General features: G+C 37.7%; 22 protein-coding genes. 19 read left to right on the top strand and 3 right to left on the bottom strand.

Features of this window, described 5'->3' with window-relative positions:
• The first annotated feature begins 11 nt into the window (after positions 1-11).
• From AA0X71_RS21070 to AA0X71_RS21010, 13 genes are all read left to right on the top strand, one after another.
• Entirely contained in the window at positions 12-1478 is a 1467-nt protein-coding gene (locus AA0X71_RS21070; RefSeq protein WP_413357227.1) for an ATP-binding cassette domain-containing protein, read from the top strand.
• Between the two features lie 475 nt (positions 1479-1953).
• On the top strand, positions 1954-3471 hold the full coding sequence (locus tag AA0X71_RS21065; RefSeq protein WP_413362706.1) for a sugar ABC transporter ATP-binding protein: 1518 nt from the start codon (positions 1954-1956) through the stop codon (positions 3469-3471).
• Between the two features lie 33 nt (positions 3472-3504).
• Positions 3505-4521: an ABC transporter permease gene (locus AA0X71_RS21060; RefSeq protein WP_413357226.1), complete on the top strand. Its 1017-nt coding sequence runs from the start codon at positions 3505-3507 to the stop codon at positions 4519-4521.
• A 57-nt stretch (positions 4522-4578) separates the two neighbouring features.
• Entirely contained in the window at positions 4579-5523 is a 945-nt protein-coding gene (locus tag AA0X71_RS21055) for an ABC transporter substrate-binding protein (RefSeq protein ID WP_413357225.1), read from the top strand.
• A 99-nt stretch (positions 5524-5622) separates the two neighbouring features.
• Entirely contained in the window at positions 5623-6303 is a 681-nt protein-coding gene (locus AA0X71_RS21050) for a D-lyxose/D-mannose family sugar isomerase (RefSeq protein ID WP_413357224.1), read from the top strand.
• 12 nt (positions 6304-6315) lie between these two features.
• On the top strand, positions 6316-7377 hold the full coding sequence (locus AA0X71_RS21045; RefSeq protein WP_413357223.1) for an aldose 1-epimerase family protein: 1062 nt from the start codon (positions 6316-6318) through the stop codon (positions 7375-7377).
• A gap of 52 nt (positions 7378-7429) precedes the next feature.
• Complete coding sequence (xylB, locus tag AA0X71_RS21040; protein ID WP_413357222.1) at positions 7430-8941, top strand: xylulokinase; 1512 nt, start codon at positions 7430-7432, stop codon at positions 8939-8941.
• A 244-nt stretch (positions 8942-9185) separates the two neighbouring features.
• Entirely contained in the window at positions 9186-10352 is a 1167-nt protein-coding gene (locus AA0X71_RS21035) for an amino acid deaminase/aldolase (protein WP_413357221.1), read from the top strand.
• Entirely contained in the window at positions 10352-11656 is a 1305-nt protein-coding gene (locus AA0X71_RS21030; RefSeq protein ID WP_413362704.1) for a D-arabinono-1,4-lactone oxidase, read from the top strand. The genes AA0X71_RS21035 and AA0X71_RS21030 overlap by 1 nt, the downstream gene beginning before the upstream one ends.
• A gap of 242 nt (positions 11657-11898) precedes the next feature.
• Positions 11899-12396, top strand: coding sequence for a DUF1456 family protein (locus AA0X71_RS21025; RefSeq protein ID WP_413357220.1), 498 nt, complete (start codon positions 11899-11901; stop codon positions 12394-12396).
• Between the two features lie 5 nt (positions 12397-12401).
• Positions 12402-13109: a M48 family metallopeptidase gene (locus AA0X71_RS21020; RefSeq protein WP_413357219.1), complete on the top strand. Its 708-nt coding sequence runs from the start codon at positions 12402-12404 to the stop codon at positions 13107-13109.
• A gap of 90 nt (positions 13110-13199) precedes the next feature.
• Positions 13200-14042 (top strand): aldo/keto reductase, encoded by an 843-nt coding sequence (locus AA0X71_RS21015; protein WP_413357218.1) that lies wholly within the window; start codon positions 13200-13202, stop codon positions 14040-14042.
• Positions 14043-14077: 35 nt separating this feature from the next.
• Entirely contained in the window at positions 14078-14611 is a 534-nt protein-coding gene (locus AA0X71_RS21010) for a GNAT family N-acetyltransferase (protein WP_413357217.1), read from the top strand.
• 70 nt (positions 14612-14681) lie between these two features.
• Here AA0X71_RS21010 and AA0X71_RS21005 read toward each other — a convergent pair whose 3' ends face one another.
• From AA0X71_RS21005 to AA0X71_RS20995, 3 genes are all read right to left on the bottom strand, one after another.
• Complete coding sequence (locus AA0X71_RS21005) at positions 14682-15623, bottom strand: NAD(P)H-binding protein (RefSeq protein ID WP_413357216.1); 942 nt, start codon at positions 15621-15623, stop codon at positions 14682-14684.
• An 81-nt stretch (positions 15624-15704) separates the two neighbouring features.
• On the bottom strand, positions 15705-16601 hold the full coding sequence (locus AA0X71_RS21000) for a LysR substrate-binding domain-containing protein (protein ID WP_413357214.1): 897 nt from the start codon (positions 16599-16601) through the stop codon (positions 15705-15707).
• Positions 16602-16716: 115 nt separating this feature from the next.
• Positions 16717-18303 (bottom strand): bifunctional metallophosphatase/5'-nucleotidase, encoded by a 1587-nt coding sequence (locus tag AA0X71_RS20995; protein ID WP_413357213.1) that lies wholly within the window; start codon positions 18301-18303, stop codon positions 16717-16719.
• 195 nt (positions 18304-18498) lie between these two features.
• On the opposite strand from AA0X71_RS20995, the gene AA0X71_RS20990 reads away from it, so the two are divergent.
• From AA0X71_RS20990 to AA0X71_RS20965, 6 genes are all read left to right on the top strand, one after another.
• Positions 18499-19560: a phosphate/phosphite/phosphonate ABC transporter substrate-binding protein gene (locus tag AA0X71_RS20990; RefSeq protein WP_413357212.1), complete on the top strand. Its 1062-nt coding sequence runs from the start codon at positions 18499-18501 to the stop codon at positions 19558-19560.
• A 118-nt stretch (positions 19561-19678) separates the two neighbouring features.
• Entirely contained in the window at positions 19679-20461 is a 783-nt protein-coding gene (phnC, locus tag AA0X71_RS20985) for a phosphonate ABC transporter ATP-binding protein (RefSeq protein ID WP_413357211.1), read from the top strand.
• Positions 20454-21269 carry a phosphonate ABC transporter, permease protein PhnE gene (phnE, locus tag AA0X71_RS20980; protein WP_413357210.1) on the top strand — a complete coding sequence of 272 codons (816 nt, stop codon included), beginning with the start codon at positions 20454-20456 and terminating at the stop codon, positions 21267-21269. The genes phnC and phnE (AA0X71_RS20980) overlap by 8 nt, the downstream gene beginning before the upstream one ends.
• A gap of 16 nt (positions 21270-21285) precedes the next feature.
• Positions 21286-22089 (top strand): phosphonate ABC transporter, permease protein PhnE, encoded by an 804-nt coding sequence (phnE, locus tag AA0X71_RS20975; RefSeq protein WP_413357209.1) that lies wholly within the window; start codon positions 21286-21288, stop codon positions 22087-22089.
• 141 nt (positions 22090-22230) lie between these two features.
• Positions 22231-23658 (top strand): amidohydrolase family protein, encoded by a 1428-nt coding sequence (locus AA0X71_RS20970; RefSeq protein WP_413357208.1) that lies wholly within the window; start codon positions 22231-22233, stop codon positions 23656-23658.
• Positions 23659-23906: 248 nt separating this feature from the next.
• A complete protein-coding gene (locus AA0X71_RS20965; RefSeq protein ID WP_413357207.1) occupies positions 23907-24551 on the top strand; it encodes an alpha/beta hydrolase in 645 nt (214 codons plus the stop codon).
• The last annotated feature ends 35 nt before the right edge of the window (positions 24552-24586 follow it).

Genomic DNA, 24586 nt, shown 5'->3' with positions numbered 1-24586 from the left:
AACAACGAAAAATGAAGAATGAAATCTTAAGGCTGGACAGGGTTACTAGCAAAAAAGATGATAGTACATTTTTGGACAATTTTAATTTGCATATTTTTAAGTCTGAGATTATGGGACTCTTATGCCTAAATACTACAGGAAAGGAATCATTAGTTGAGATCATTCGACAGAATATCCACATCCACTATGGACGCGTGTTTTTTAAAGAAGTGCTTGTGAATAATTACCAACACAGTTCATTAACGATGAATAAAGCCGTTGTAATCGAGCCTAAGAGCAGTTTAATTGAAGATTTGACGGTTATAGAAAATGTATTTGTTTTTAATAGAGGGCATGGAAATTTCATTATAAATAAACGCAAATGGAATAAACAATTACAGATTTATGCAGAGGAACTGGGGATAGCATTAAATGGTTTTGAACTCGTTGCGAATTTAAGCTATTACGAAAAGTATGTAGTAGAACTTTTGCGTGCAGTTATAATTAGTGCAGATCTTATCGTCGTGAGGGACATAAGCAATTTAATTAGTGCAGTAGAGCTTTCAAATTTTCATAAATATATAAGGTATTATGCAGAAAAAGGGATTTCAATTTTGTATATATGTGACCATCATGAGGAAGCTTTCAAAATTTGTGACAGACTATCCCTAATGCGAGATGGTCGAATATTAAAAGTATTCGATCGGAACGAATTTCAAAACGAGAAAATGATTCCCTTCTATATGAGCGAATATGCCAATATTGAAAAGGTATCAATGGATTATCAAAGCAATCCTAGTATTCTCTCCTTTCAGAATATAACCACAAAAAACCTTGATCAGTTGACATTCACATTAAAGAAAGGTGAATGTACATTAATGTTAGATCTGGATAATACCTTACTGGCGGATTTTCAAGCCCTGATGACCGGGGAATTGATAAAGGATTCTGGAGAGATCTTTTTGGAGAATATGTTATTTACAGAAAAAAAGGCTCAGAATGCAATATCGAATGGGGTTGCTTTCATTCGTGAAAATCCCATTCAAACTCTTCTCTTTCACGAAATGAGTTATATTCAGAATCTTTGTTTTATGGTTGATAAAAAACAGAATCCGCTCCCCCTAAAAAAGAATGTTATTCGAAATATTGTACAAGAGTATGAACCTATAGTAGGAATGGAGATCCATGAAAAAACCATTTCTAATTTGAGTTTACGCTCACTGTATAATTTAATTTATTATCGAATTCATTTATGCAATCCTAAAATCGTTATTTGTGTACAACCTTTTGCTGGAGCTGATATGTATTTAAGATTACATTTAATTGAGCTTATTAATCAATTACGAAAAAAAGGAATGACAGTAGTGATTTTAGCAGTAAGCATTGCTGATTCGCTTGTAGTTGCGGACAAGATGATTGTTATTGAAAAAGGGCGATTTAGCAAAGAGTATGAACGTTCGGAATTTAGTCAATTAAGATCTGAGGCAATCTCTCTCTAATATTTCTTTCTCCTAAGGGGATGTCCGAAAAGTAGACTTCCCCTAAAATGCAATATTCAAAAATGTTGATATATCAAGGTTTTTAAATGTGAAAGGGGCGTCCAAAAGTCGAAATTATGACTTTCTGGATAGCCCCTTTTTGTAATTTAGGAAAATATTGATTTTGCTGTTGTGGATATCTTTGTTATTGAGTGTATATACGTCTAGCTTCAGGAATCTAGGGATGAAAAGAGCTTTATAAAAGAACAAAAAAATGACCCTATAATTCAAAAAATGCTCCCTTTTCCAATTAATTACTTCATGCTACTTTATACTTATATAAGAATTTCTCATAACACAAAAATAGTTCGTTGATTGTAAACGATTACACAGAGTGTGTATCAGCTAGACCCTATTTTGATTTTGAAAATGAGGATAGAGGATGGAAATTCATTGCATAAAATATCGTTTAAATAAAAGAAGGCAGGTGAGAAATGTGGAGCAATATGTTGTTGAATTAACTCACATTAGTAAGTACTTTCCAGGGGTTAAAGCGTTAGATGATGTGCAATTTAATCTCAAACCTGGAGAAGTTATGGCATTATTGGGTGAAAACGGTGCCGGAAAATCAACGCTGATGAAGATTTTGAGTGGAGTGTATACAAAAGATAATGGTGAAATTAAAATCTTTGGAGAGGTTGTTGATGATCTCACCCCGAAGAAAGCTCAGGAAATAGGAATTGCCATCATCCATCAAGAATTAAATCTATGTTCCCATTTATCAATTGCGGAAAATATTTTTCTAGGACGTGAAAAAACGCGTTCCGGAATTCTTTCCAATTCAGAGATGAATAAAGAAGCAGCGGTGATTTTAAAGCGTCTACAAATAGACCTCGACCCAACAACAATTGTTGGTGACCTGCCTGTTTCTAAGCAACAAATGGTGGAAATTGCGAAAGCGTTATCAACGGATGCAAAAATTTTGATTATGGATGAACCTACCTCAGCGCTAACCTCTAGTGAAGTGGAAGAACTGTTCAAAATCATTAACAAACTCAAGAATGAAGGATGTGGAATCGTTTATATTTCCCATCGACTTGAAGAGCTTCAGCATATCGTAGACCGTATAACAATCATGAGGGATAGTAAATATATCACGTCTATGAAATTTGCTGAAACAACAATGGAACAAATTATCTCCAACATGGTTGGTCGGGAGATTAAGGAAAAATTCCCTCACGTAATATGCGAACGTGGTAAGAAAATATTTGAGGTTAAAAACTTAAATGCAGGCAAATTAGTTCGAGATATAAATTTTGATCTGTTTGAAGGAGAAATAGTAGGTATTGCAGGTCTCATGGGTGCAGGTAGGACTGAAACGACCAGGGTTATTTTCGGTGTCGATCCTAAAGAGTCAGGTGGAATTTACATAGATGGCAAGAAAGTAACGATTAACAAGCCAATTGATGCTATTCGTGCTGGAATAGTTCTTGCCCCAGAAGATCGAAAGAAAGACGGATTATGTACAAAATTGGGCGTGCAGGATAATGTTTCACTGCCTAATTTGGACTTGCTATGTAATAAATTTGGGGTTGTCAATCGAAAGAAAGAAAATCAGATGGTTAAAAAAGCAATAAGTGATCTCAAAATTAAACTAGCGAACCCCAATGTTGATGCAGGTACCCTTTCAGGTGGTAACCAACAAAAAGTAGTTGTTGCAAAATGGTTGGCCAGGAATTCTAGAGTCGTCATTTTTGATGAGCCAACGAGAGGTATTGATATAGCAGCTAAAGTAGAAATCTATAACCTTATGAACGAATTGAAACAGCAAGGAATTGGAGTACTGTTTGTTTCATCAGAAATGCCAGAGGTTTTAGGGATCAGCGATAGAATACTTGTGATGTGTGATGGCAGAATTACCGCTGAAATTCCTACAAAAATGGCAACTCAAGACCAAATATTAGAATTCGCAACTAAATTTGAGTCTAAACTTCAGCAGGCAGTCAATGACTGATGACAAAATTTGATGAAATTAGGAGATATAACAATGATAACCGATGTGTATAAAAAACTAATTAGTATTAGGGGTATGGGCCAAGTACTTACAGTTACTGCAGGTCTCGTTATACTTTGTATTGTGTTTGGTGCCTTGAATCCTTCATTTTATTCTGAAAGAAATCTAGAAAACTTATTTCGCCAGATCGCTCCAATTTTAATAATAGGTATAGGACAGTCATTTGTATTGATTACCGGAAATATTGACTTGTCCATTGGTTCGATAGTGGGAATGAGCGGGATGATATCCGCAACACTCATGACAAGTGGTATGAATCCATTGCTTGCAGCAGTTATTGCGATGGTTTGTTGTATGATGATGGGGGTTATAAATGGAAGTTTAGTAGCGAAATGTAAATTACCTCCTTTCATTGCTACACTGGGAACCATGACCGTGGCGAGAGGTATTGCCCAAATTGTTAATAATAATTACAATACTGATGCCATCGGGGAAGGGGCAAGTGGTTTTAGAGATTTCTTCTACTATGGTCAATTTTTAGGACTCTATAATACGATTTGGATTGCAATAGTTTTGTTCCTTGTCTTTAACTTCTTATTAAGTAAGACTCGTACTGGACGCCATATTTATGCGGTTGGAAGTAATATTGAAGCCGCTAAATTATCGGGGGTTAATACAGTAAAAACGACTATGTTTGTCTATATCGTAAGTGCTTTTTGCGGTGGCGTGGTTGGTTTAATCATATGTGCGACTGCAGGGATGGGCACAATGGATGCTGGAAATATGTATGAAATGTATGCGGTTGCCGCTTCTGTAATTGGAGGAATTTCAACACTTGGTGGTCAAGGTCTTCTTTTTGGTGTAGTTATCGGTGCATCAATTTGGGGAGTACTCCAGAATGGTCTACAGTTTGCTGGAGCTCCAGTTGCCATGCGAAACATCATAATCGGGGCAATTGTAGTTATTTCAGTACTACTTGATGTCGTGATTCGAACTGGAAAAAACCCTATAAAACTATCAAAAAATGAAGCGAAAAAACAAGCAACATAGAAAAGGAATTAAAGTGAAAACTTTAATCAATAAATCAAACTCAGGAGGAAATAGATCATGAAAAGAAGTTGGCTTTTAGCATTATCTATTCTTATTTCAGTCAGTTTATTTTTGGCAGCATGTGGTAATGGGGCAGACGACAGTGGAAGTGCAGGCGATTCTGAAGGGAAGCATAAAGTGATTTTAATTACAATGGACAGTACAGACCAACACTGGGTTTCTGTAGATAAGGGAGCGAAAGAAGCTGTTGAAGAGCTAGGAAACATCGAGTATAAGTGGATGGCCCCTGATAAAAAAGACGATGCTCAACAAATTGAACGTGTTAATAATGCGATAGCAGATGGCGCTGAAGCGATTATTATTGCTGCTAATGGTCCTGACGCTATTCAAGCGGCTTTGGATGAGGCTAAAAGTGAAGGTATTAAAATTATCTACGTAGACTCCCCAGCTAAAACTGAAGCATTAGCTACATTTGCTACTGATAACCAAGATGCTGGTAAGGTTGCAGCTGAAGAGATGATCAAGGCTTTAGAAGCGAAAGGAATTACTGAAGGAAAGATTGGTATTGTCAATTTCAATTCTTCAACAGATACGGCAATCAAGCGTGAAGCAGGTTTCCGTGATGCATTTGAAGGAACAAGTTTTGAATTACTTGAAACTCAATACGGTGAAGGAGATGCTTCTAAATCTCAAGATATTGCTGATAACTATATTACTGAAGGTGTTGTCGGTATCTATGGGACGAACGAAGGTAGTACAGTTGGTGTTGGTAATGCAATCAAAGGCTCTGGCGAAGATATAGTTGGAATTGGCTTTGATAAATCAGATGCAATTCAATCTCTTATTAAAGATGGATCTCTTGTTGCTGTAATGGGTCAAAACCCAGATGTAATGGGATATGAAGGAATGAAAGCTGCCGCCAAAGCGATTAACGGCGAAGAAATTGAAGAGAAAGAAGTTAATACAGGTGTAACAGTAATCAACAAAGATAATGTGAAATAAGAATATGATAAAAAAACATCATGGTCTCTTAATTAAGCAGGGGCCATGATGTTTTATAAGCGAGTAAAAAAATGAATCTATTTTATGGAGTGGATATTTATGAAACGATCTGAAGTAAATAAGCTGATGAAAGAAGCCGTTGAATTTATTGAAAAGATGAATTTTAAACTTCCTCCTTTTGCATTTTGGAATCCTAAAGATTGGGAAACAAAAGGTAATGAATATGATGAAATTAGAGACAATCTACTTGGTTGGGATATAACAGATTTTGGAAGAGGCGACTTTAGAAGTGAGGGCTTATTATTATTTACAATCCGAAATGGTAATTTGAATAACAATAAATATATTAAGTCCTATGCAGAGAAAATTTTAATTGTTGAAGAAGAGCAAGTGACTCCATTTCATTTTCATTGGAATAAAATGGAGGATATTATTAACCGTGGAGGTGGAAATCTTCTTGTACAATTATACAATTCGACTAAAGAGGAAGACTTTGCGGATACTCCAGTACAAGTATCCATTGACGGAAGAAGCGTGACAGTTGAGCCGGGAGCGATAATTAGATTAACTCCTGGTGAGAGCATTACTTTGCCGGTAGGCTTATACCATAAATTTTGGGGAGAAAAAGGAAATGGTAAAGTATTAATCGGTGAAGTGTCAATGGTCAATGATGATTTTACCGACAATAGATTTTATAAAGAAGCTGGTAGATTTTCAGAAATTGAAGAAGATGAAGCTCCTCTATATCTGTTAGGAAATGAATATCCATCTGGGGAATAAGGGGTAGTATTTGTGAGTAAAATAGATTTTTCTAAAAGAGAGATTCTCAAATATATCGGCGACTTTAGTCAGCTCTTTGGTACGAAGGAATATACGCTTAGCGGAGGAAAATCTCATGGAGTTCAGGCCATTGATGTAAAAAGTGGCTCTGGTCTTGAATTCACTGTGTTTCCTGATCGAGGGATGGACATTGCGTGGTTAACTTATAAAGGTAGTAATTTAAGCTATATAAGTAAAACTGGAATCGTTGCTCCGGAATACTATAACGAGTCAGGAACCCATTTTTTCCGAAATTTCTACGCAGGTTTTCTAACGACATGTGGCTTAAGGAATGTAGGTTCCCCGTGTGTAGATGATGACGAAGCATTTGGACTTCATGGGCGTATTTCCAACACTCCAGCGGAGGCTGTATATTCTGGAATAGAGTGGATTGACGGTCAACCGGTCATTAAAGTAAAGGGAAGAATGCGAGAAGCTAGGTTTTTTGGTGAATATCTTACACTTGAGCGGGAGATTACTTGCATCGGTGGAGACAATAAAATAATGATTAGGGATACTGTTGAAAACAATGGGTTCAAAAGAGAGCCGTTAATGGTTTTATACCATTTTAACATGGGGTACCCGCTCCTAAATGAAAATTCCAATCTTGAAATTCCATCAAGACAAGTAACTCCAAGAGATGAAGAGGCGGAAAAGGGACTCGATTCTTATTATAAAGTCCAACAACCATCTCCTAATTATGCGGAGCAAGTATTTTATCATGATTTAAAGGCTGATAGTAACGGAGATACTTGTGTGGCATTAATAAATGAAGAGATAGAGTTAGGGATTGCTTTACGTTTTAACAAAAGCCAACTCCCTAATTTGACTCAATGGAAGCAAATGGGAGAAGGAGAGTATGTTTTAGGAATTGAGCCTTGCAATTGTCTTGTTGCTGGAAGAGCTGACGCAAATCAAAAAGGAATCCTAGAATACTTAGAACCTGGTGAAGTAAGCCATTTTGAAGTTGAGATTGAAATACTAGAAGGTTCCAGTAATATTCAAAGGATAAAATCTGAAATCTCAATGCTTTAATTAATCTTTTATTCTGGAATCCTTTAGAGGAGCCTTATAAGGAGAATTGTACATGAAATATGTTATTGGGATAGATTTAGGGACTAGTTCGGTAAAAGTGATATTAGTCAATCAAGATGGCAAGGTTTGTTTAGAAGTTTCCAAAGATTATCCATTAATTCAACAAAAATCAGGATATATTGAGCAGAATCCGGAAGATTGGGTTGAAAGTACGCTTCAATCGTTATCCGAGCTGATAACAAAATCTGGCATAGATTCGAAGGACGTAGAAGGAATCAGTTATTCTGGACAAATGCACGGGCTTGTTGCGTTAAATGAACAAAATCAAGTAGTGAGAAACGCCATTTTATGGAATGATGTGCGCACGACGAAACAATGTCAGGAAATTTCAGAAGTCTTAGGTGAAAAATTACATAAAATCACTAAGAATGTAGCCTTAGAAGGGTTTACTCTTCCAAAGATTTTATGGTTGAAAGAAAACGAGCCAGAGAATTTTAATAATATGGTTTTATTTTTGCTACCTAAAGACTATCTTCGATTTAGAATGACAGGTACTTTATATAGTGAATACTCTGATGCGGCTGGGACATTATTATTGAACGTTACATCAAAAGAATGGAGTAAAGAAATTTGTCAGTACTTTGAGATACCTGAACACATCTGCCCTCCATTGGTGGAGTCCCATCATTGTGTCGGAACTCTTCTTCCTGAAATTGCGGAAAAAACAGGCTTAGATGAAAAAACAAAGATATTTGCAGGAGGGGCGGATAATGCCTGTGGAGCGATCGGTGCAGGAATTTTATCGAAAGGCAAAACTCTATGCAGTATAGGAACTTCAGGGGTCGTTTTATCCTATGAAGAAAATAAGGATAAGCCTTTCCAAAAAGAGTTTCACTTTTTCAATCATGGAAAAGAAGATGCCTATTATTCTATGGGTGTTACACTTTCTGCCGGATTCAGTCTAAGTTGGTTTAAAAATGCTTTTGCAGAAGGTGAAACGTTTGAAGAACTCGTTCAAGGGATTGAAAATGTACCGGCTGGATCAAATGGTCTTCTGTTTACCCCATATTTATTTGGCGAAAGATCGCCACACGCCGATTCTTTAATTAGAGGAAGTTTTATTGGAGTGGATGGGTCACATGTTCGCCAAGATTTCGTAAGAGCAATAATGGAAGGAATTACGTTTTCCTTGAATGAGTCGATTGAATCGTTTCGTGCTCAGGGGAAAACGATTAGGCAGATCGTCTCCATAGGTGGTGGGGCTAAAAACGATGAATGGTTGAAAATACAAGCAGACATTTTTAATGCAGAGATCATTAAATTGGAAAATGAACAAGGCCCTGCAATGGGTGCAGCGATACTTGCTGCATATGGTAGTAATTGGTTTAGTTCACTTGAGAATTGTACAGATGAATTTATTAAACCCTTAAAGGTCATTTCTCCAAATGGAGAGAATGTTGAAAGGTATAAGCAGATATTTAATCTCTATAAATCCATTTATGGTCAAACGAAAGAAATAAATACAGAGTTAAAAGAAATTCGCAAAAATAACGATGGAGATTGATTGAATAAATGGTTGCTTGGGGAAAATATATGTTGAACACAAGCTTGAATGCTCACTCTAATAGATAATCATTCGAGAAGGACTTGTATGGGTAAGTTCCTTCTCGAATGATTATTTTCGGTTAGGGATATTTATAAATTTTTCCGCTTAGATTCATGATTCTATGGATAAATATTCAGAATCTTCTAAAATAGTACTTCTATTACCTTCATCCCTCGTTTAAGATAAAAATGAGGTGATTGAATTGTTCTCAAATGAATTAGTAAAAGCTTTATCTCTTCCTGAATTATTGCTTGACTTAGATTCTTTTGATCAAAATTGTAAAAGTATTGCCGATAAGGCAAATGGAAAAATGATCCGAATAGCGACGAAATCGATTCGCTCAGTTCCAGTCTTAAAGAGAATTTTAGAATCAAGTTCAGTGTTTAAAGGGGTAATGTGCTATAGCCCCCATGAGGCAATTTTTCTTGCGGAACAAGGTTTTGATGACATTTTATTAGGTTATCCGTGCTGGGAACAAGAAGCACTTTCTCGAATTGCTGAATTAAATGGACAAGGAAAACAAATCACTTGCATGATCGATGCGGAAGAGCAGATCGAGCATTTAAATGAGCTGGCAGGTGATGGCCTCTTTTACTTATGTATCGATATTGATATGAGTACGAAATTTGGACCGCTCCATTTTGGCGTGCGACGCTCCCCTTTGAAAAAAGAAGAGAATGTCGTCCAGCTTGTGCGGAACATTCAACAATCATCTAAACTTCAACTTATTGGTGTAATGGGATATGAGGCTCAAATCGCAGGTGTAGGTGATCAGCTCCCTTCTCAGCAATTAAAAAATGGTGTCATTACATATTTGAAAAAGAGCTCCATAACCGAAATAAAGTTGAGAAGAAAGCGAATGATTCAGGCAATTGAACGTGAAGGACTTCAGCTTCAATTTGTGAATGGGGGTGGAACGGGGAGCTTGGATACGACTTCGATAGAAGAGGTGGTGACGGAATTGACGGCAGGTTCTGGGTTCTATGCTCCATTGTTATTCGACTATTACCGAAATTTTCGCTTCAAGCCGGCTTTATTTTTCGCTTTGCCAATCGTGCGAAAGCCAACTCCGAATATTTATACATGTCTTGGAGGCGGTTATGTATCATCAGGCCCTCATGGTGCGGATAAAGTGCCCCAACCTGTATATCCTCCTGGAGGGAAATTGCTCTCATTAGAAGGGGCAGGAGAGGTACAAACTCCCGTATACTATGAAAATGAAACGCTTGAAATTGGTGATGCGATTATTTTTCGAGCAGCGAAGGCGGGAGAAATCTGTGAGCGTTTTAATGAAATGATTTGCTTTGAAAATGACAAAGTAATTGATCGATATAAAACTTATCGGGGAGAAGGGACGTGCTTTCTATAATGAAGACGTTGCAAGGTAAGCGATGGCGAAATTGGGCACGAACTTCAGAGAGCCAACCTGAGAAAATTCTCTATCCTTCTTCGGTGGAGGAAGTTATTTTACTCGTAAAAGAAGCATCGGAACAAAAGAAGAAGATAAGAGTAGTAGGTGCAGGGCACTCTTTTACTAGTCTAGCAAAAACAGATAGTTGGCTCGTCTCCCTTGATTTATTAAGTGGAATCGAACAATTGGATGAAGCAAATGGAACGGTAACAGTTCTCGCTGGGACAAGGCTTTTTCAATTAGGAAAGGAACTTGGAAAAGCGGGATATGCACAAGAAAATCTAGGAGATATTAATGTTCAAAGTATAGCTGGAGCAATTTCAACTGGAACTCATGGCACGGGTCTACAGTTCGGGAATATTTCGACGCAGGTGGTGGAACTTGTTTTGGTGACCGCTAATGGGGAAGTTCTGACCGTTTCGGAAAAACAAAATGCTCGTTTGTTCAACGCTAGTCTAGTTTCACTTGGGGCCCTTGGGATTATTGTAAAAGTGAAGTTGCGAGTGATTCAGAGCCTTGTTTATGAATATCGAAGCGATAAGATGGAATACCCGCAACTTGAATCGGATCTAGAGCGCTATATCAACGAAAACCGCCATTTTGAATTTTATTTATTCCCCTATTCTGACTTGGTACAAGTGAAAACGATGAATGTGACCGAACGCAAGCCTCAGAAGTTGTTCTTCCACCACGCTAGTACCCTCATTCTAGAAAACTATCTATTTTCAGTCTTGTCCGAGATTTGCCGATGGTTTCCTCAACGTTCTCGGTTTATTAGTAGATTATCTGCAAAAGGTGTGGGGAAAATGGTGGTTGCAGCGAACAGCCATGAGCTTTTTGCAACCTCAAGACTTGTGAAATTTAGAGAGATTGAATACTGTATTCCGCTCCCTTTTTTCAAAGAGGCCCTTCGAGAAGTTCGGAAGTGTATCGAGGAGAAAAAGTATACAGTTCATTTTCCAATTGAGTGTAGAACGGTTAAAGCGGATGATAGTTGGTTGAGCCCGTCTTATGAACGGGAATCGGCTTATATGGCATTCCATATGTATAAAGGAATGCCGTACAAAGATTATTTTCGTGATATGGAAGCGATTATGCTCAAATACGAAGGAAGACCCCATTGGGGCAAAATGCATAGCCTCGGCAAACAGGAACTACTCACTCTTTACCCGAAGTTACCAGAATTTTTAGCGTTGCGAGAGGAGTTAGACCCAGAAGAACTCTTCTTAAATGATTATCTAAAAAAGATTTGGATAGAATGATCTAAGCTTGTTTAAGTGACGATAAATATTGAGGACTACGAAAAATGTTTGGATTAAAGCTTGCTTTTAGCAGGCTTTTTTGCGTTATTTAACAATGAGAAATGGATTATATGGCGAAAAAGTATTATATTTAACAAATGTGTTAATGGTTGTTAACTCTGTATAGTGTAAGTGTTACGATGAGAATATAGATAAAATGGAAATAATAGTGGAAACTAATTTTTCCAAGAGGAGGTCCAATGATGGATAATAACGATATATTAATTCGCTTGAGATTTGCGATGGAAATAAAAAATAAAGAAATGGCAGAGATTTTTAAACTAGGTGGAATGGATGTAACCGTACCAGAAGTCGTCAAGATACTGACAAGAACAGACGATTATGACGAAGAAAGTGACGATCATATTGAATGTGATAATAATATGTTGGATTCATTTTTAAATGGATTCATTATTTTTAAAAGAGGAAAACAAGAACCTAAACCTGGCCAGCCTGTAAAAGAAGAGCCTTCAATCAGCAATCATACAAATATGAATAATATTTTATTAAAGAAAGTGAAAATTGCTTTAGCATTAACGACCGAGGATATGCTAGATATCTTCGATGAAGGAGGCATTAGGGTTACGAAAGGAGAACTCGGAGCTTTATTGAGAAAAGAAGGGCATAAGAATTATAAGCAATGCGGAGATAATTTTGCGAGGAAATTTTTAAGAGGATTGACTGTTCGATATAGGGGATAAATTCAATGATACATACTTACTTAGGCGAATCGATTCGTCTTGAGATTAAATACAAAAATCGTACATCAATCGCCATTAAAATGGATGGTTATGGAACGGTGGAAGTCCATGCTCCAAAGGGGACATCTGATGAGAAAATACATCAGGTAATAGAGGAGCATTGGGACGCGATTCAGGAAAAATTAAGGGAGATGAAGGCTCGGCTTCGTGGACCAGAAGAAAAGGTTTATGAGTATGGAGAAAGTTTTCTTTATCTGGGCAATGCCTATCCCATCCAAATCTTTGAAGATATGAATATCACACAAGAACGCGTCGAGTTTAAGGATGAGATATTACATATCTACGTGAAGAAGCATGATGGGGAGAAAATTAAACAGGCATTAAAACGCTTTTACTACCAACAATGCAAAGCTTTAGTGGAAAAAAGTATATCCGTTAATCAAAGTAACTTCAAAACGAAACCACGTTCGATTCAAATTACGGATAGCAAAAAGACGTGGGGGACCTGTGATTCGAAGCGCCAGCTAACCTTTAATTGGAGGCTGGCAATGGCACCGCGAGAAGTAATTGATTATGTGGTTGTCCACGAAATGTGTCATATGGTTCACCTCAATCATGACCGCTCCTTCTGGAGACTTGTTGGAAAAATCATGCCTGATTATAAGGAAAAAGAAAATTGGTTGAGCTTATCAAGTTGGAAGATGACGGTTTAATCTGGAAGGTTCATCTTGATGCAGATGCCATGAATTTTTTTCATTATTATGATATTTTAAGAGTATTCTACTGAAGGAAGTGACAGGCTTATGAGCAATTCAATTCCAGAAATTACATTGAACGATGGTCTTAAAGTGCCGGTGATGGGTTTAGGTACATATAAACTTAAAGGGAATGACGGGGCAACGTCGATCCAACATGCGATCGATATGGGCTATCGTCTTCTCGATTCTGCTTATAATTATGAAAATGAAGGGACCGTTGGGGAAGCAGTTAGACGTAGTTCGGTTCCGAGGTCAGAATTGCGAATCACCTCCAAATTACCTGGGCGTTATCACGAATATGATAAGGCAGTAACGGCCATTCAAGAATCGTTATTTCGAGCGCAATTAGATTATTATGATTTGTATTTAATACATTGGCCAAATCCAAGTAAGGACCTATATGTGGAAGCTTGGCAAGCGTTGATTGATGCGAAAAAATGGGGACTCATTCGCTCCATTGGCGTATGTAATTTCTTGCCTGAGCATTTAGAACGTTTGGAAAAAGAAACCGGTGTGAAGCCAAGTATGAATCAAATTGAATTGCATCCGTTTTTTAACCAAGCAGACCAAAGAAAATGGCATGAAGAGAATAATATCGCGACACAATCATGGAGTCCTTTTACGCGTGGTTTAAAGGATATCAATATCGACACGCTACGAAAGATTGCCGACCGCCACGAAAAAACCGTTCCACAAGTGGTGTTAAGATGGCATTACCAACTCGGGGCTATTTCGATCCCGAAGTCGGCGTCCCCTGAAAGGCAACTTGAAAATATCTCGATCTTTGATTTTGTTCTTGATCAAGAAGAAATGACCACAATCTCACAATTGTCTCAACCGGGTGGTAGAATTGCTAATCAGGACCCAGCGGTATATGAAGAATTTTAATGAGGTTAATAAATTACGATTAAAGGAGGCTTTCTTTGGAGTTTAGTACTGAACGATTAACGATTAGACCGTTTCAACGTAATGACTTAGAAAATGTATTTAATATATATCATCATGATGATGTATGTAGATATCTCCTACATGACAAATGGACACATGAAAATATGCAGAGGGAATTTGCGAAAAAACTAGAAAATCATACACTCACAAAAGATAGAACTCTAAGCTTGGCAGTAGTGTACGAAACAAAAGTGATTGGTGATTTATCTGTGTGGTATACGGGTATGAAAGATACGGTTGAAATTGGGTATAGCTTTTCTAGTGAAGCTTCAGGAAAGGGCTATGCAACAGAAGCCGTTAGTGGATTAGTCAAAAAATTGTTTGATCAATTTAAAGTACATCGCATTCAAGCGAATCTTGATGCAAGAAATAAAGCTTCACAAAGATTGTGTGAGCGTATAGGTATGAGAAAAGAGGCGCATTTCATTCAAGATTTCTGGAATAAGGGTGAATGGACGGACAGCATTGTATATGGAATGTTGCTTTCGGATTTACATCTCCAGAATTAACTAGGAAAGCATACATGTATCGGTCTTTTAAGTACTCCCCAAAAGCCTATGCTTTTGGGGAGTACTTATGTTAACTATCTTTTGAATGGCGCTCTCCAACTTGAAATTCATCTGAATGCTCAAACATGTATTTAACGGTTATTGGTTGTTGACCAGTAAGCTTCACAAAGTCATCTGTGAATTGATCCATTTTCCCTAAACGAATCGCTTGTGCGAATGTCACCATTCCTTCAGAAGAGAATGGTGCCTCTGAGTCTTCTTTAAATACGCCATCCGTTGTTCTAGGGACACCCATGGCATCAAAAATGAGGTAGTTTTCTTCGTCGGTAATTTCTTGGTAAGTTACCTCGTGACCAGTGACTTCATTCCCGATCGCAATAAATTCGCTCATCGTTAATAGTTCGGGTCCATTTATATTTAAAATTGATTTATGATAATCATTCGTTGAAAGTGCATGAGCCAGTGCCTTTGCACAGTCTTTCCGAGAAATGTAAGCCATTTTTCCATCACCTTGGCTATTTTTTAATACTCCATCTCCCTTCACGAAGGTAAAGTAATTGGTAATCATCGCTTCTGCATATTGAGAATTACGAAGGAAAATATAATCAAGACCTACGCTTTTAACATAGTTTTCTGTATAGGCATGGTCGATTTTTTCCACACTTGGGTTCGTTTCATCTGTTGCATTTACGAGAGAGGTGTAAATAATTTGTTTTACTCCTGCTGCTTTCGCTGCATCCACCACATTCTTATGAGCATTTTGCCTTTTGTTACCTACAAATGGCATGGAGATTAATGCCACTTTTTCAGCACCAGCAAAAGCCTCTGCTAAGCCATCAATTTTATTAAAATTCGTTACATGTGTTTCGATACCTTGCTCCGCATATTGATTTAATGATGACGGGTCATAGCCACATAATATTACTTGATCCTTATCTACTATTTCTAATAAATAGTTGGCAGCCAGTTTTCCGAGATTGCCATCGACACCAGTTAATAATAGTTTCCCCATCTTCAACACTCCTTTTTTAATAGCTTACAATTATATAGTATGTGAAATGTTGCACAAAGTCTAATAGAAAAAAAGTATTCCCTATTGGGAAAACGAATCATGCATTTGCTGAAGAAAGGATTGTAAAGCAGGATTTCTGTTTTCTTTTAAATAGCCGATTTCGATCTTATAATTATGATGAGAATCTTTTATTGGGATTAATCGAACTTCTTCAAGTGAATAAGGAAGTTGATAATTATTTGGAAAAAAGCCAATCAATTTTTCAGTGAGAATATGAAAAAGTTCTGTTTCGACATCATCAACAGTTCGTAAAATATTCGGTTGATAGCCATCCTTTAATGCGTGCTGAATCATTAGGTGATAGGAATCTCCAATCGCAGTCGGACTTAGCATTACGAGCGGATAATGATAAAGTTCCTCTTTAGAGATAACCTGGTGCTCAAAGAGTGGGTGTTCATGACTTAATACAGCGCAATACTGTCCTTGATAAATCGGATAAGTTTGTATTTCTTCTTCTTTTCCTTTAAAGGCTGAATCAAAGGCAATTGCCAAGTCGTAGGTACCCTTTATTAGAAAATCCGAGATATCCTTTAATAATACTTTGTTCAATTCAATTTCTATATTTGGGTATTTGTCCTTAAAGGTAGGGATGAAACTTAATAAACGTTGCATATCCATTATGGTAGAATACTCAATGGTCAGCATATGCTTCTTTTCGTTTTGGTAATGCGTCATTTTCGCTTTCAGATGATTGAATTGCTTCCAGATAGTTATCGCTTCACCATAAAAAAGCCATCCAGCTTCTGTCGGTTCAATAGGAATTTGTTTGCGGTCGATCAATTGCATTTGAAATTCTCTTTCAAGTGAAGCAATTTGTTGGCTTATAGTTGTTTGAGATACAAAATTTTTCTTTGCTGTTTCCGTAAAATTTTTACATTCAACCAGGTCAATAAAATACTTTATCTTTTCAATATTCATCTCAAACCCCCATTTCTTCTATCTCTTATTATACAAAAAGTAAACGTGGGATTCTTGTTTTGAAGACAAATACAAAGGCATTCAGGAAATTCCTCTTCCCAAATGCCTTCTCTCATTATGAAATAACTGTCCAATTATGGTTACAGCTCGCTTCAACAGTTTTTCTTTTGAGGAAATAGTCTGCGAGAATTTCGGTCATATCAGTTTGGATTTCTTTTATGACAGGTTTGTCTTTAAACATTTCGAAATCGCCACCGCCACCAGCACGGTAATTATTCATGACCACATCATATTGTGCCGTGAGATCGAGTGGCTCGCCATTGCGAAGGAGCTTCTCCACTCGAGCACCAACTGGTTTTGAAATATTTAATACGTATTCAATTCCTTCCCACATATCGTAGTTGTAATGCTGTGGTTTAGGCTCCATAAATGAAGGATTGACTGTGATTTCTTTTTTGTTATTTAAGGTAAAATAGGTAGCACATCTTTCTAGCGCATCTTTAATATCCTGTCCGGAAATGCGGATGACCTTTAACGTGTTGGGATAGATATAATTGGAGACAATATCCCTCATCGTAACCCGTTCAGGAAGTCCTGATGATCCATTATGAAAAAGAGCTGTATTGGAGATGTCGACCCCGGCTGCATCCATTTGAACTTTGTTAATAAATTCAATAAGAGGGTGATCCCCTAGTCTTACATCGAAGGCATCTTCAATTTTCATGTCTCCCTTAATCTCGCCGATTGGTTGATCGAGCCAATTTTGAGTTTCTTCCTCAAATTCTGCAGCTAATGCGAGAACATCTTGTTCAGCTGGGGTATCATCGGTTACTTCAACTAATTCAGCAGCTTTACTGATTACTTGCCATTTTCCGTTAAGGAATTCGAATTGTAGGACAACTTTTCCTAACATTTGCCCATTAAAACCAGGTTGCACAATCGTTACACCATTTAGGGTTGTCGCAATCGTTCGATGTTGATGGCCGGTTAAAAGGACATCAATTCCTTTGATTTCCATACATATTTGGTAACCCTGATTTTCACTCGTCAATGACTCGGTCGGCTCTCCAGTAGTTAAATCTCTTTCAAAGCCACCATGATAGGAAATTACGAGTAAATCGTAGCTTTCATTTTCTTTTAAGTACTGAACCCATTTTTTAAGAGTTTCATACGCATCAACAAATTTTAAGCCTTTAATATGGCTTGGATTTTCCCAATTGGGAATGTAATGGGTTGTTACCCCTAAAACGGCAACTCTTAAACCGTTCGGAAACTCTTTTACATAATAAGGGGTACCAAAAGCAGGTTCGTCTGTTTCTTCATTTACGATATTGGCAGACAGCCAAGGGAAATGGGCTTGGTCTACGGATGTACCGAGCAACGTCATTCCATAATTAAATTCATGGTTTCCCATGACAGCCGCATCATAATCCAAATGATTTAAAATGCTAATCATCGGATTCTTTTTATCGGAAAGGAATTTAGCATAGTGATAGGTTAATGGAGTGCCTTGGATGACATCGCCATTATCGATAAGTAAGGTGTTTTCAGTGTTTTTCTTTTCTTCGTTAATGAGGGTGGCAATTTTGGCAAAGCCTGAATTGGTTTTGTGATTGTTCCCGTAGTTAATAGGGAAGACATTGCCATGAATATCGCTCGTTTCGAGAATAATTAATTCACAAGTTTCATTTGTTTTTGTCATACAAATACGTCCCTTTACTCATTTTTTCTTAGTTCATTATATCTTCAAAATACAAAAAACGACAAGAAACTTCAAAAGATAACGAGTTTTACAAATTTTTAATAGTGTTAATAGGGTTTTGTGTTATACTTTGTCTTGGAAGTGCAGTAAATGTTTTTATAAATCTTAAAACAAACACTGGGGGAAAAGACGGACATGAGAAACAAATTGAAATTCTTGCTTGGCCTTGCTTTCATTATCGCAATTATTGCTGGTTGTAGTTCAAACAACGACAACACAGACAGTGCAGGTGAATCTGATACAGATTCAGGAAATACAAAAATTGAAACTCTTAAGGTAAGTTTTGTACCATCACGTGATCCAGAAGAAATCGTGACTGCAACAGAACCACTTAAAGACATGTTAAAAGAAGAATTAGGAACTCTCGGGTTTGACGTAGAAAATGTAGATATTAATGTAGGTACAACATACGAAGCTGTTGGAGAAGCTCTTTCATCAGGAACAACGGATGTCGGCTTAATCCCTGGTGGAACATATGTATTATATGATGATGGTGCTGAAGTTATTTTAACTGCAACACGTGCTGCTTTATCCAATGATTCTGATAATCCAAAAGATTGGAATGACAACAAGCCAACTGAAGGATCAGCAGATGAGCAAGCAACTTACTACCGCAGCCTTATCATTGCTGGTCCATCTGAAAAAGGACAAGAGCTTGCTGAAAAAGTAAACAATGGTGAAGAATTAACTTGGGAAGATTTAAAGGATGCAAGATGGTCTACACAATCAACCACTTCATCAGCTGGTTATATTTATCCAACTTTATGGTTACAAGATAAGTTTGGAAAAAGCGTAACAGATTTAGACAATTCTGTTCAATCTAACGGATACGGTGACTCAGTCGTAAAATTAGCTGCAGAACAAGTGGATGTTATCACCATGTATGCTGATGCACGTCGTGACTACGAAGAAAAATGGACAACAGAATTTGCTCGTGAAGCATCGATTTGGGATGAAACAAATGTTATTGGTGTTACTCAAGGAATTTTTAACGATACAGTTTCGGTAAGTAAAAACTCTGAAATTATGACAGATGACTTAAAAGCAGCGATTCAAGATGCGTTCATCAATATTGCTCAAACAGATGAAGGTAAAGAAGTTATCGCTATCTACAGCCATGAAGGTTATCAAAAGGCTGAGGCTGCTGACTACGATGGCGAAAGAGATGCACAAGCATTCTTAAGAAGCTTAAAATAATTTTTGATTTGCTGTAAAAAGTCAAAGGTGTAAAAATGTGAGAACATCAGTTTTATGGGTGTTCTCATTTTTTCACGTTAATGTTAGATGAGACACTTAAAAGAATGGAGAAATACCAATGATAGAGTTTATTAATGTTGAAAAAGTCTACCCAAATGGAACAAAAGCATTACAAAATATCAACTTGAAAATTGAGCAAGGTGAATTCGTTGCGGTCATTGGTCTATCAGGTGCAGGGAAATCAACGTTAATTCGTTGTGTTAATCGGATGCATGATATTACAGGCGGAGAACTGCTCGTTGATGACATCAATGTCTCCAAACTGAAAGGGAAACAAGTCCGCCGTTTCCGTAGAAGAATTGGGATGATCTTTCAATCGTTCAATCTTGTCACAAGAACAACGGTTTTAAAGAATGTTCTTGTATCATTTGTTCCTGATAATCCATTATGGAGAAAGATTACAGGTCTTTATACAAAAGAACAGAAAAGAAAAGCGCTTGAAGCTTTAGATAAAGTAGGGATTCTTGATAAAGCTTATGTTCGTGTTGACCAATTATCAGGTGGGCAACAGCAACGTGTGGCATTGGCTCGTACACTTGCGCAGAATCCGGACATCATCTTAGCGGATGAGCCGATTGCATCCTTGGATCCTGTGACGTCGAAGTTAGTAATGGATGACTTTAAGAGAATTAATAAAGAGCTTAATATCTCTGTTATCATGAATATTCACCATGTGGAAGTAGCGTTAGAGTATGCGGATCGAATCATTGGAATTCGTAAGGGGGAAGTGGTCTTTGATGGAGAGGCATCCAAGGTCACTGACGAAATTCTCCATGAAATTTACAGTGGCAATATGGAAGAACTGAAGGCTGCATTAGAGGAGAGTCATGCACATGTATGATAAAATTTTTCCTCCGAAAAAAATCGAATTATCGAACGGTAAGGTCGTATTAGAAAAAAGATCTCGTACCCCGCTTATTCTGCTGATTGTCATTATAGCTGTCTATTATTCTGCTCAAGTAACGGGTTTTAGTTTTGAGATTCTTTTTAAGAGAATCTATCAATTTTTTATCATTATTTCAGAGATGCTTAAGCCAAACTGGGGCTATATAGACGGGATTTGGCCAGAGTTGATGTCAACGCTCAAGATGTCGTTATTCGGTTCTGTTGCAGGTGCAATCATTGCCTTACCTGCAGCATTACTTGCGTCTGCCAATATTATCAGAAATAAGGTGATTGTATCGATTTGTAAGACGGTTCTTAGTCTTCTTAGAACGATGCCAACGCTTGTAACTGCATTAATCGCAACATATGTCTTTTCTTTACCTGCAACCGCTGGGACGATTGCGATTTTCCTCTTTACGATTTCCTATGTTGGGAAATTAATGTATGAGGCAATTGAAAATGTCGACATGGGTGCTTTTGAAGCGATGGAGTCCGCTGGGATGACGAGAATTGAAGCATTCCGCTATGCGATCATTCCACAAATACTACCTGGCTACCTTTCTACATCATTATTCTGTTTTGAAGGAAATGTCCGTTATGCGGCAATTCTTGGTTATGTAGGGGCAGGGGGAATTGGAAAACTGATTAATGAAACGATTGGCTGGCGTGATTATTCAAGTCTTGGCATGATCGTCTTGATGTTGGTCATTACTGTATACACAATTGAGACCATTAGTGAACACTTTAGGAAAAAGTTAATTTAAAGGAGTAGTTCGGGGTATGACGACAATAGAAAAACAGTTACTACAAGCACCTCGCAATCATCGATATGTCCTAACAGTTGTAGCCATCGTTCTTATTCTTTTAGCATGGTCTGTAACTGAATTAAGTCTTAAATTGGACAGTAATGGGATGAAGATTGCGTCTAATATTATAGGTGGACTATTTAATCCAGATTTAGAGTTTTTGTTCGATCTTTCAAATAAAGGTGTTTTATATTTACTATGGGAAACTCTAGCTATTGCCTTATTGGGAACGTTAGTCGGTGCTGTTTTGGCTGTACCATTGGCCTTCTTATCAGCTTCAAATATTGTTCCGAAGCCAGTCGCTTGGGTAATTCGCTTATTATTAATCTTCATTCGAACCATTCCTGCACTTGTTTATGGATTGATGTTCATCCGCGTAACAGGGCCGGGACCATTTGCTGGTGTGTTAACGATTGGAATTACCTCAATCGGAATGTTATCCAAATTGTATGTGGATGCGATTGAAGAGTTAGATGTAAAAGTATTAGAATCGATGACTTCGATCGGGTGTACAACGTTTGAAAAAATTCGTTACGGGATTATTCCTCAGTTAGCATCGATCTTTTTATCCGTTATGATCTATCGTTTTGATATGAATATGCGTGAAGCATCAATCTTAGGATTAGTAGGTGCTGGTGGAATTGGTGCCCCGCTCATTTTCGCGATGCAGGGCTACAAGTGGGAGCAAGTTGGTTCGATTTTAATTGGATTAGTTGTTCTTATTTTAATCATTGAATTTATCTCGAATAAACTTCGAGCGAAATTGGTGAATGGATAAGATTTATTTAAAAAGGCATTTGGGATTAAAAAGTTCCCGAGTGTCTTTTTTATCGGGGTAATTTTTGTAATTTTCACTCTTAAACTATAAGTTCCTATATACTTAAGATTATCGAGACGATATGAAGGAGGTCCTATTAAAATGAAAGTAGATTTACTTATTACCCACGCATATCTTTTAACAATGGAAGGGCCAGGTGTGGGCTTTATTGAAGATGGGGCTGTCGCTATTAAGGACGATCTAATTGCGGATGTAGGTTCAACCGATGAACTCCTTTCTCGTTTTCAAGCTGAAAGAATCATTGATGCAAAAGGAAAAGTCGTTATGCCAGGGTTAATCGATTCTCATATTCACACTGGACTCTCTATCATTCGGGGAGTCGCACAGGATATGAATAATTGGATGCAAAAGGGGCTGTGGCCATTTTATAAACATGTCACAGTTGATGATGCGATAAAAGGGTCACTTGTTAATATCATTGAAGGCGTGAAATCTGGTACGACTACTTTTTGTGATTACGACGAATCGATGAACAAGCTCGTCCACAACTACGTCAAGGTAGGTGCTAGAGCAAGGTTAGCAGAAATGATTAATGAAATTCCTAATGATATTGGTAAAGTGCCAGTAGGGGAACTGTATCCATTTGATCCTTCGATTGGAGAGCGTAAGTTAAAGAACAATTTAGAGCTTATGGAAAAATGGCATGAAGGTGAAAATGGGAGAATTACCGTCATGTTTGGACCTCATGGACCTGATATGATGTCAAAAGAACTTCTTTTAGAAATACGTGAAATTGCAAAAGGGTATAATACGAAATTACATATGCACCTAGCTCAAGGTGACCGGGAAATTAACCAGATGGTTTTGAGATATGGCAAGAGATCGATTCCATTTTTAGAAGAGATCGATTATTTGGATGAACAGCTAATCGCTGTCCATTTAACGGAAGCAACGGATGAGGAAACGGTGACCGTTGCAAAAAGTGGTGCATCGATGATCTATTGTGCGGGTAGCATTGGAATCATTGATGGATTGGTACCGCCGATCATGAAATTTTTAGAAGCGGGAGGCACTGGTGCACTAGGTTCGGACCAAGCACCTGGGAATAACAATAATAATATGTTCAATGAGATGAAATTTGCCGCTATATTGAACAAGGTGAAATATGGGAACCCAACCGTTTTTCCAGCACCATTAGCCCTTCGAATGGCGACGATTGAAGCGGCAAAAGCGATAGGTCTGGAACATGAGATTGGTTCATTACGAAAAGGGAAGAAAGCAGATATCATCTTGATTGATATGGAGAGACCAAATTTAACTCCTGTCATCACGAGTCCAATTCGTAATATTGTGCCAAACTTGGTCTATTCCGCAAGAGGGAATGAAGTCGAAACAGTGATTGTTGATGGGAACATCATTGTCGAGAATGGTGTCATGTTAACGGTAGATGAAAAAGAAGCCATAAAAGAAGCTCAAGAAGCAGCCAATCAAATTAGTCTTAAGGCTAAAGATGACATTGTGGTTGCTCAAAGTGAGTTGCTTGAATTTATGGAGAAGGGTTATTTGTGAGGGCGAGAAATATAATGAGGACAACAAATCGTAAATAAAGGTTTGTTGTCTTTTTTTGTGGTTCCAATTTACGATTACAAGCGATGAAAAAAATTTGAAAGGTAAGTTATACAATCTTCTGTTGGTGGGGTAACATTTATCCAAATTTTATAGAAATACATACATCGTGTAAGAAATCTGTTAGTTGAGCCGAGTAAACTTAAACTAATGGTTGTAATGTATGACAGAAAGGTTTGGAGGTGATTCACATGAATGTTCACATGCAAGAGCCAATTAACTATTTTGGGGAAGTCTTTTCTGAGGCAAAGGCATATGTGCTTTCCGTCCATGGAAGAGACCAGTCTCCGGAAACCATGATTGAAATCGCCGAGAGGATTGGACTTGACGGGCTGCACTACGCTGTTCCGCAGGCCTATCAAAACAGCTGGTATCCAGGAAGATTTATCGACCCATTAGAAAAAAATGAACCGTTTTTATCTTATTCGTTGGATGTATGCAATTCAATTATAAATCAATGGATAGAACTAGGTGTTCCTTCAGAGAAAATGGTTTTGATGGGTTTTTCCCAAGGGGCATGCTTAGTATCAGAATACGCCATTCGAAACCCTAAACGGTATGGTGGAGTATTGATTTTTACAGGTGGATTGATAGGGCCAGAAGGTACAGATTGGTCGGTTAAAGGAACGCTTGATGGAACTCCTGTGTTTTTGGGAACAAGTGATGTTGATGAATGGGTTCCAGTTGAGCGTGTCCATGAATCGGAAGCATTGTTCGCAAGGATGGGTGCAGAGACTGATAAACGAGTTTTCGAAGGAATGGGGCATCTTGTAAATGATGAAGAAGTTGATGCAGCTCGAGTCATTATCAAAGGGATATTGGAGCAAAAGAGCTAGCTAACTTAGTGTTTACATAAAAAATAGGTCAGGGG

The sequence above is a fragment of the Robertmurraya phoenicis genome (assembly GCF_047302285.1).
GTDB lineage: Bacteria > Bacillota > Bacilli > Bacillales > Cytobacillaceae > Robertmurraya.
Note: the sequence above shows the minus strand (reverse complement) of the source record. Positions and strands in the feature narration are given on the sequence as shown.